6 protein-coding genes are annotated in these 5,000 nt (G+C 63.9%); 3 read left to right on the top strand and 3 right to left on the bottom strand.

Going from position 1 to position 5,000, the window contains the following annotated elements; genetic code table 11:
• The first annotated feature begins 222 nt into the window (after positions 1-222).
• Together AC1D0Z_RS15885 and xth are read left to right on the top strand one after the other, a co-directional pair.
• Positions 223-480, top strand: a complete 258-nt coding sequence (locus AC1D0Z_RS15885; protein ID WP_477659188.1) for a hypothetical protein — start codon at positions 223-225, stop codon at positions 478-480.
• A 23-nt stretch (positions 481-503) separates the two neighbouring features.
• Positions 504-1,343, top strand: a complete 840-nt coding sequence (gene xth / locus AC1D0Z_RS15880; RefSeq protein ID WP_477659187.1) for an exodeoxyribonuclease III — start codon at positions 504-506, stop codon at positions 1,341-1,343.
• A gap of 64 nt (positions 1,344-1,407) precedes the next feature.
• On the opposite strand, the gene AC1D0Z_RS15875 is transcribed toward xth, so the two are convergent.
• Positions 1,408-2,460, bottom strand: a complete 1,053-nt coding sequence (locus tag AC1D0Z_RS15875) for a quinone-dependent dihydroorotate dehydrogenase (RefSeq protein WP_477659186.1) — start codon at positions 2,458-2,460, stop codon at positions 1,408-1,410.
• A gap of 143 nt (positions 2,461-2,603) precedes the next feature.
• Here AC1D0Z_RS15875 and rpiA point away from each other — a divergent pair, with 143 nt between their 5' ends.
• On the top strand, positions 2,604-3,275 hold the full coding sequence (rpiA, locus tag AC1D0Z_RS15870; RefSeq protein WP_477659185.1) for a ribose-5-phosphate isomerase RpiA: 672 nt from the start codon (positions 2,604-2,606) through the stop codon (positions 3,273-3,275).
• Positions 3,276-3,399: 124 nt separating this feature from the next.
• On the opposite strand, the gene AC1D0Z_RS15865 is transcribed toward rpiA, so the two are convergent.
• Together AC1D0Z_RS15865 and AC1D0Z_RS15860 are read right to left on the bottom strand one after the other, a co-directional pair.
• On the bottom strand, positions 3,400-4,074 hold the full coding sequence (locus AC1D0Z_RS15865) for a glutaredoxin domain-containing protein (protein ID WP_477659184.1): 675 nt from the start codon (positions 4,072-4,074) through the stop codon (positions 3,400-3,402).
• Between the two features lie 50 nt (positions 4,075-4,124).
• Positions 4,125-5,000, bottom strand: an 876-nt coding sequence (locus AC1D0Z_RS15860) for a M3 family metallopeptidase (protein ID WP_477659183.1), incomplete at its 5' end; no start/stop codon positions are given.

Here is a 5,000-nt window from a genome sequence, read left to right as displayed (position 1 = left end):
CCCTCGAGGGGGGAACAGGCTACACGCAGTGAGCCTGGACGGGGGTGGCTTCTAGATCGCCCGGCGAAGCCGGTTCCGCGGCTCATGCTGGCCTGACCGGCTCGCTTCRCATCGCCTTTTCTGTCGCCTTACCGGGGTATCAGGGCAGCAGGCTTGCGGTGTTGTCTGACACCCGCCCTTGGCCCGCGCTGGTACTTTGAAGCATCGATTTCTGGAGCACCCATGGCAAAACCCAACACCAGCCCGACGCGCGCCAAGACCGGTGAAGGCGCGATTGTGCCGAATCCGCCCCATAGCGAGCCGGACGACGAAGCAGACGGCAACGATGCCAGCACCCTGATTGAAAACCCCGTCAAACCCACGGAACGTGGAACGGCCGGAACGCTCCGGCAGCACAGCTTTCCCGACGGCGGCGGCAGCGGCGGTGCGGAAGCTTTCCGGCGCACGCCTAGCCGGGGCAAACCTTCACCTGGCGTTTGACGTAGTTTGGCCAACCGCCTCCGATGAAGCTCGCGACCTTCAACGTCAACGGTATCAAGACGCGGCTGCCTCAATTGCTGGACTGGCTTGAGAAAGAGGTGCCTGACGTGGTGTGCCTGCAGGAGTTGAAGGCGCTTGACGGCATGTTTCCGCAGGCTGCGCTGCAGGAGGCGGGTTACGGCGCCTTGTGGAAAGGCCAGCGCTCGTGGAACGGCGTGGCGATTCTGGCCAGGGGCGAGGCGCCGGTTGAAATACGCCGTGAACTGCCCGGCGATGCGGCTGACGACCACAGCCGCTACCTGGAAGCCGCCGTAGACGGAATCATCGTGGCCTGCCTGTACCTGCCCAACGGCAACCCGCAGCCCGGCCCCAAGTTTGACTACAAGCTGGCCTGGTTTGAGCGCCTGCAGCGGCACGCGCTGGCGCTCTACGGTTCGGGCCACCCGGTTGCGCTGGCCGGTGACTTCAACGTGGTGCCGACCGACTTTGATATCTACAACCCCAAGTCCTGGCGCAAGGACGCGCTGTTGCAGCCCGAAAGCCGGGCGGCCTATGAAAAGCTGCTGGCCCAGGGCTGGGTGGACAGCCTGCGGCAGCTGCACCCGGACGAACGCATCTACACCTTCTGGGATTATTTTCGCCAGCACTGGCAGCGCAACGCGGGCTTGCGCATCGACCACATCCTGCTGAATGCCGAACTGGCGCCGCGCCTGAAAGCCGCCGGGGTAGACAGCTGGGTGCGGGGGGAGGAACACGCCAGCGACCATGCGCCGGTGTGGGTAGAACTGGGCGCGGCGAAGAAGAAGGCCGCCAAAGTAGCCAGGCCGCGAGCGGCGGCGGTGCCGCGCAAGAAGGCTTCGTGAGCCGACGCCGTTCCTTGTAGGCGTGCTACTAATTCAATAGCTGCTTGCGCACGTTCCTATTGGCCTAGCGGCTGTTTTTGATGGCAGTCGCGGCCTCGGTCACCAGCTCGGGGCCTTTGTAGATGAGGCCGGTGTAGATCTGCACGACGTCGGCGCCGGCCTTGATCTTGGAGACGGCGTCGGCGCCGCTCATGATGCCGCCCACGCCGATGATGGGAAAGCCTTTGCCGAGTGCCGCGCGCAGCTGGCCGATGACGCGGTTGCTGGCCTCCAGCACCGGGGCGCCGCTCAGGCCGCCGGCTTCTTCGGCATGGCGCAGGCCTTTCACGGCGTCGCGGCTCAGCGTGGTGTTGGTGGCGACGACGCCGTCCATGGCGTGGCGCTTGAGCGTGGCGGCAATCACATCGACCTGGGCTTCATCGAGGTCGGGGGCGATCTTCACAAAAATCGGCACGCGCTTGCCGTGCTGCTTTGCCAGCGCTTCGCGGCGTTCGGCGATGCGGCCGAGCAGGGCGTCCAGGGCCTCGTCGCTTTGCAGGGCGCGCAGGTTTTTGGTGTTGGGGCTGGAGATGTTAACGGTGACATAGTCGGCATGCGGATACACGCCGTCCAGGCAGGTCAGGTAGTCGTCGACGGCGTTTTCAATCGGCGTGGCGGCGTTCTTGCCGATGTTCAGGCCCAGCAGCAGGGTGTTTTGCGCGCCTTGCTTGCGCACGCTGGAGCGCTGCACATTGGCCAGAAAAGCGGCCAGCCCTTCATTGTTAAAGCCCAGGCGGTTGATGAGTGCGTTGGCTTCGGTCAGGCGGAACATGCGCGGCTTGGGGTTGCCGGGCTGGCCAAGAGGGGTGACGGTGCCGACTTCGACAAAGCCGAAACCCATGGCGGCCAGGCCATCGATGCAGCGGGCGTTTTTGTCGAGTCCTGCAGCCAGGCCCACGCGGTTGGAAAATTTCAGGCCGGCCAGCTCGACCGGGTCGCTGACCCGGCTGCCGCAATACGCCAGCGACAGCGGCGTGCCCTGGGTGCGCGCCAGCGAGGCCATGGTCAATTCGTGGGCGGTTTCAGGGTCAAGCCCAAATAAAAACGGACGGGCCAGGGCGTAGGGGAGCAGGGACATTGGATAATTCGGCTGTTGGCGATGAGGCGATGAACCACCCGGGCAGGCCGGGCATGAAGCCTGATTGTCGCAAAACCAGTTTCACCCCTGGCTACCCCCAGCATCCTTCAACACTTTCACAACCAAAGCCCATGACCCAAGCCATGACCCAAGACGAACTCAAAACCCTGGTCGGCCAGGCGGCCCTGCACTATGTGGAGGAAGGCAGCATTGTGGGGGTGGGCACCGGCTCGACCGTGAACAAATTCATCGATGCACTGGCCACCATGAAGGATCGCATTGCCGGTGCGGTGTCGAGCTCGGTCGCTTCGACGGAACGGCTGCAGGCGCTGGGTATCAAGGTGTTTGACGCGACGGAAGTGGACGAACTGGCGGTGTACATCGACGGTGCCGACGAGATCGACAACGCGGGCTATATGGTCAAGGGGGGCGGTGCGGCGCTGACACGCGAAAAAATCGTGGCGGCCCAGTCGCGCAAGTTCGTCTGCATTGTCGACGAGTCGAAGCTGGTGCAGGCGCTGGGCAGCTTTCCCTTGCCGGTCGAAGTGATTCCGATGGCTGCCAAACGCATTGCCCGGCAGTTTGCGGCCATGGGCGGCACGGCTACGCTGCGGCTCAAGGACGGCAAGCCGCTGGTCACCGACAACGGCCAGCACATCCTGGATGTGACCGGGCTGAAGCTCACCGACCCGCTGGCGTTTGAGTCCCTGGTCAGCCAGTGGCCGGGCGTGGTGACAGTAGGGGTGTTTGCCCACCAGAAGGCGCATGTCTGCCTGCTGGGTGCGCCGAGCGGGGTCAAAACGCTGGTGTTTTGACGCTGGCGCTTCAGGCCGCCGCTGGCGCTTCAGGCCGCCAGCTCTTACCTCTTTACGTCTGGGCTTTAACCCAATGCAAAACGCCGGGCTTGTACCCGGCGTTTTGCGTTGTTAGAGGCCTGGCTCAGAACTTGATGCCGGCGGGGTTTTCGTTGGGCGGCGGTGGCGCAGGGCGTGCGGGGCGGGGTGCGGGTGCGGTATTGCCGTTGGCTGTGCCTGCAGGGGCGCCGGCGGGGGCCGCTGCGATCGAGACGAGCGGTGTAGCCGCCGGACGCCGATAGCTTGGGGGCAGGGCTGAAGTTGCCGGGTAGCCCGCTGCATTCAGGTATTGCGTCCACGCTGCGTCGGAAAACCCTTTGAGTTGCTGGCCCCCGATGGTGAGAAAGGGAATGGTGGCGTCGCCGCTCAGGCGCTGCAGCGCTGCGCTGTCTTCAGGGGTCGTGACGGTTTTCTCTGAAAAAGGAATGCCGCGGGCGGTCAACATCGTGCGGGCGGAAGCGCAGGGGCCGCAGTTGTCGCCGGTATAGAGCGTCACGGGAAATTTGGAAGCCACCTGGGCGAGTTCAAAAGGCAGGCCCGCCGATGCGCTGCCTGATGCCCCGGTATTGGCGGTGTTGACCTTGGCGCCGCTTGCCGCGGGGGGCGGCTGGTCGGAGAACGTTACCTTGCCGTCCGGGCCAACAATGCGGTAAACCTGCTGGGCGTGCGAAGGCAGCGCCATAAAAATGAGGCTTCCGCCCAGCAGCAACATGGCCAGCAGGGCATGGGGTGAGAAGGACCTAACAGCGTTTGATTTCATGGTTTCCTCGGTCAGTCTTGAACTTGAATTGAAGTGGCTTTTCCCAGGCTTCAGGCCATACCCTGGTGGCGCATCAGCGCGTCCAGCGTTGGCTCGCGGCCCCGGAAAGCCTTGAATGATTCCATGGCCGGACGGCTGCCGCCTGCCTCCAGGATGGCTTGCCGGTATTTTCGCCCTGTTTCTACATTAACGGTGCCCGCCCCCGCGCCGGTATCAGTGTTTGTACCTGCATTGGCGGCGGGAAGGGCGGATTCCTCAAAAGCGGCATAAGCGTCAGCGGACAGGACTTCAGCCCACTTGTAGCTGTAATACCCGGCCGCATAGCCCCCGGAAAAAATATGGCTGAATGTGTGCGCGGTACGGCTGTAGGCCGGGGCTGCGATGACGGCCACTTCGCGGCGGACTTCGTTCAGGAGATCCATCAGGTTGCCTGACGGATCGTGAGAGGTGTGCAGCAGCATGTCGAAGAGCGAAAACTCGACCTGGCGCAGGGTCTGCATGCCGCTCTGGAAGTTTTTGGCAGCCAGCATCTTGTCGAACAGCGCGCGCGGCAGCGGGGCGCCGGTGTCCACGTGGGACGTCATGTGCTTGAGCACATCCCACTCCCAGCAGAAGTTTTCCATGAACTGGCTGGGCAGCTCGACGGCGTCCCATTCGACACCGCTGATGCCGGAGACGTCGCGCTCGTTCACCTGGGTCAGCATGTGGTGCAGTCCATGGCCAAACTCATGGAACAGCGTGGTCACGTCATCGTGCGTCAGCAGGGCCGGTTTGCCGCCCACGCCTTCTGCGAAGTTGCAGACCAGGTGCGCCACCGGAGTCTGCAGCTTTCCGTTGTCGGGGCGCAGCCAGCGGGTGCGGACGTCGTCCATCCAGGCGCCGCCGCGTTTGCCGGTGCGGGCAGGCTGGTCCAGGTAGAACTGGCC

The organism is Polaromonas sp. P1_E3 (assembly GCF_056405935.1).
Note: the sequence above shows the minus strand (reverse complement) of the source record. Positions and strands in the feature narration are given on the sequence as shown.

Excerpts from the sequence above, each read along its gene's own strand:
- AC1D0Z_RS15885 (WP_477659188.1), top strand. The coding sequence starts at position 223 with ATGGCAAAACCCAACACCAGCCCGACGCGCGCCAAGACCGGTGAAGGC.
- xth (WP_477659187.1), top strand. The coding sequence starts at position 504 with ATGAAGCTCGCGACCTTCAACGTCAACGGTATCAAGACGCGGCTGCCT.
- AC1D0Z_RS15875 (WP_477659186.1), bottom strand. The coding sequence starts at position 2,460 with ATGTCCCTGCTCCCCTACGCCCTGGCCCGTCCGTTTTTATTTGGGCTT.
- rpiA (WP_477659185.1), top strand. The coding sequence starts at position 2,604 with ATGACCCAAGACGAACTCAAAACCCTGGTCGGCCAGGCGGCCCTGCAC.
- AC1D0Z_RS15865 (WP_477659184.1), bottom strand. The coding sequence starts at position 4,074 with ATGAAATCAAACGCTGTTAGGTCCTTCTCACCCCATGCCCTGCTGGCC.